Origin of the sequence: Methylibium rhizosphaerae (assembly GCF_006386545.1) — a bacterium.
Taxonomy (GTDB): domain Bacteria; phylum Pseudomonadota; class Gammaproteobacteria; order Burkholderiales; family Burkholderiaceae_C; genus Pseudorivibacter; species Pseudorivibacter rhizosphaerae.
The window spans coordinates 1-3,246 of record NZ_SWAR01000088.1 but is presented as its reverse complement, the minus strand read 5'-3'; the positions used below and the strand labels follow the sequence as shown (position 1 = coordinate 3,246).

Annotated in this window: 2 protein-coding genes; both read left to right on the top strand. The window is 60.9% G+C overall.

Features of this window, described 5'->3' with window-relative positions:
• Positions 1-178, top strand: a 178-nt coding sequence (locus E8D38_RS27280; RefSeq protein WP_140637425.1) for a transposase, incomplete at its 5' end; no start/stop codon positions are given.
• 310 nt (positions 179-488) lie between these two features.
• Entirely contained in the window at positions 489-2,513 is a 2,025-nt protein-coding gene (locus E8D38_RS27275) for an AAA family ATPase (RefSeq protein ID WP_425462826.1), read from the top strand.
• Positions 2,514-3,246 lie beyond the last annotated feature (733 nt).

Sequence of the window (3,246 nt, the reverse complement as noted above, 5' to 3'; positions counted from 1 at the left end):
GATGAAGGCCAGCATCCGCGCCAAGGTCGAACACCCGTTCCGAGTGCTCAAGCGGCAGTTCGTCTTTACGAAGGTGCGCTACCGGGGCTTGGCGAAGAACACGGCGCAGCTGGTCACGCTGTTTGCGCTGTCGAACCTGTGGATGGCGCGGCGCCAGTTGATGGGAGTGCAGGGATGAGTGCGTCCGCAACGCGCCAAGGCGGCGCGGACCAGTGCCAAGGGGACCATTCCGGACACTCGTTGAGCGTGCTGAAAGGCATGCGGTCGTCGCATGGTCCGTCACCTGCCCGAGTGGCCGCTGCGATTCACGTTGTGCAGACTTTCCCTAAGGGTCAATCCGTACTGGGCCGACGAGGCGTTTGAACCTTACATTGCCTATCGCGCCGACTGAGCACCCATCGGGGCGGCGGGTCAGGGCAACAGGTTTGTCGCCGCTGCCATACCCGCACGTCCTTCACCCTCACATAGGCGGGAGATAAACGCAATTTGTGGAGCGGACGAGCCGGTTGCCATCATCGGCTGATGGCGAAAACGAGAATAGCTTCGGAGGAATCGTGCTAACGCTAATAAAAGCGCAGGTCTGGAAATACAAATCCATCGAGGACTCAACGCCCGTGGCGCTCGCAGAGGACGTGACGGTTCTCGTCGGGAAAAACGAGTCTGGCAAGACTGCATTTCTCGAAGCGCTGCACAAGGCCATGCCGCTTGGTGGCGCCAAGTATGACTACGTTGCTGACTACCCGCGCAAGGACTTGGTCCGCTACCGGCCACAGCACGAAGCCAAGAACTACCAAAAGACGGTCGAGCTGACCTTCCGCATCGAGAAGGCTCTAGCCGACAAGATCAACAAGGAAGTTTTCGGCGGCGCCGATATCGTCGCCGCAGGCCACACGTTCACGCGCGACACGACCATCGCCAACACGAACACCATCGGCCTCCACATCGACCAGAAAGCGGCCGTGGAGGCTCTCCAGAGGCCGCTTAACGATCTGGAACACAAGGATGAGGTATTCAGCGGCGCGGCCCGGCTTGAGGATGCGCTCACGAAGATTGAGAGCCTTAGCCTGCCGGCGGACAACCGCCTGGCGACGTTCGCGGCACAGTGGCGTTCTCGCGCAATCAAGGCGAACGGCTGGGGGCTGGTTGACGGTCATATCTGGCAGAGCTACCTGTCACCTGCGCTACCGAAGCTCCTCTACTTCGACGATTACAAGCTGCTCGAAGGCAAGATCAACCTGGCCGCGCTGCAGCAGCGCGAAGCCGCTACGCAACTGACCGACGCCGACGAGACCGCGCAGGGACTCCTGCAGCTCGCCGGCACGACATTGCGAGAGCTGATGAGCGACGAGGGCTATGAGACGGCCAGGGCCAAGCTCGAAGCTATCGGGCTGACCATAACGCAGAAGGTCTTCGAGTTCTGGAAGCAAAACCAGGATCTTGACGTCGAGTTCGACCTCAAGACTGACAACAAGGACATTGCTCCCTACAACAGCGGCGTCAACCTCTACATCCGCATCAAGAATCGCCGGCACGGCGTCACGGTGCCGTTCGACCAGCGCAGCAAGGGTTTCATCTGGTTCTTCAGCTTCCTTGTGTGGTTCGACGCCGTGCAGTCGCGCGCCGAGACGGAAGACGCGCTCGTGCTGCTGCTCGACGAACCGGGCTTGAACCTGCACGCGTTGGCGCAGGCCGATTTTTTGGCCTACATCCGCAAACTGTCGGAGCAACATCAGATCATCTATACGACGCACTCGCCGTTCATGGTAGACAGCGCGCACCTTGAGGACGTGCGCGTTGTGGAGGACCGGATCAAGGAAGGCACCAAGATCACCGGGGACCTGGCCGGCTCGTCGGACGAAAGCGTGTTTCCGCTGCAGGCCGCGCTCGGCTACTCCATCGCGCAGAACCTGTTCATCGCAAAGAAGAACATCCTGGTCGAAGGCCCGGCCGACCTGATCCTCCTGCAGCACATGGGCGCGCTGTTGGAGTCTGGCACTAAACAGGGGCTGGGCGACGCGATATTGGTGCCCGTCGGTGGCCTCGACAAGCTGGCCACCTTCGTCGCGCTGCTCGGCTCGAACAAGCTGAAGCTCGTGGTTCTGCACGACCGCGCTGGCAGCCCCCATCAGAAGTTGGAAGACCTGGTTCGGCAGAAGCTGATCGAGCGCAAGCGCGTCCTTGACTTCTCAATGTTCCTAGACTCCGCACCTGCCGAAGCAGACATCGAAGACCTCTTGCCTGCCAACGCCTACATCGCGGCGTTCAACCAAGCCTACGCCAAGGAACTGAACGGCGTCACACTGACGGTCGCTGACCTGGGTGCGCAACCACGCATGGTCGAACGGATCAACCAGTGGCTAAAGACCAAAGGCATCACGCTGCTGAAAGATGGCGGTTTCAACCATTACCGCGTCGCCCAGGCCGTGTTGCCATCGCTCACGGCCGCGAAGCTTAAGCCAGATGAGCTTGCGCGCTTTGAGCGCCTTTTTGCAAAGGTCGGGGAAGTGTTGTGACCTGCCTTTGCTACGTTGCCAACAAGAGCATGCAGCGGACGGCGCTGATGGTGAGTGTTGATACCCGCTTCTCGGCACTCTCCACAGTCAGCGTCGCAGTGCGCTTCGGGTCGGCAGTGCCAAGTCGCATCGGGCGATAAGCATCCCTTCGTACCGCGCCCCTATATAGCGCCGATGGGCGCCTGCTTCAGCAGGTCGTGCAGTCACTTGAGGCGCGGGCTAGCCGAGTGACCGGTGATGCTGACCGCAGTCATACAGGCGCCGACTGCGCATGTTCGTGTTCATCCTTTCGCGGTCATCTGCCGATCGCTGCCCAGCCACGGCCTATCACCTCACCGTCGTCCCACCCGCAAACACCACCGCCTGTGCCGCAGACGCCCTCCTGTACGCCACCCCCTCCTCCCCCGCCACAAAAGCCGCAAGACTCGGCAACTCATCCGACAACCCGGCACCCTTAACTTCAGCAGCACCGCCACCATCATCAAGTCCCCACGCTGAACGCCCTATCGAGTCACTGCCCATATCCCAGCCGCGCGTCCAACTCCCGCAGCCGAACCCGTTCGTCAGTGACTCCACCGTGCTGAGTGCCGCCAACATCCACGCAATCGCAGTAAGCGTCCGGGCATCCCGTGGATCGGACGCAGGATCAGGTCAGCGAGCTGCGTCCGTCGTTGACTTCGTCGATGAACACATCTTCTGACCAGGCGAGGCCGATCGCCTTGTCCAAGCGCTT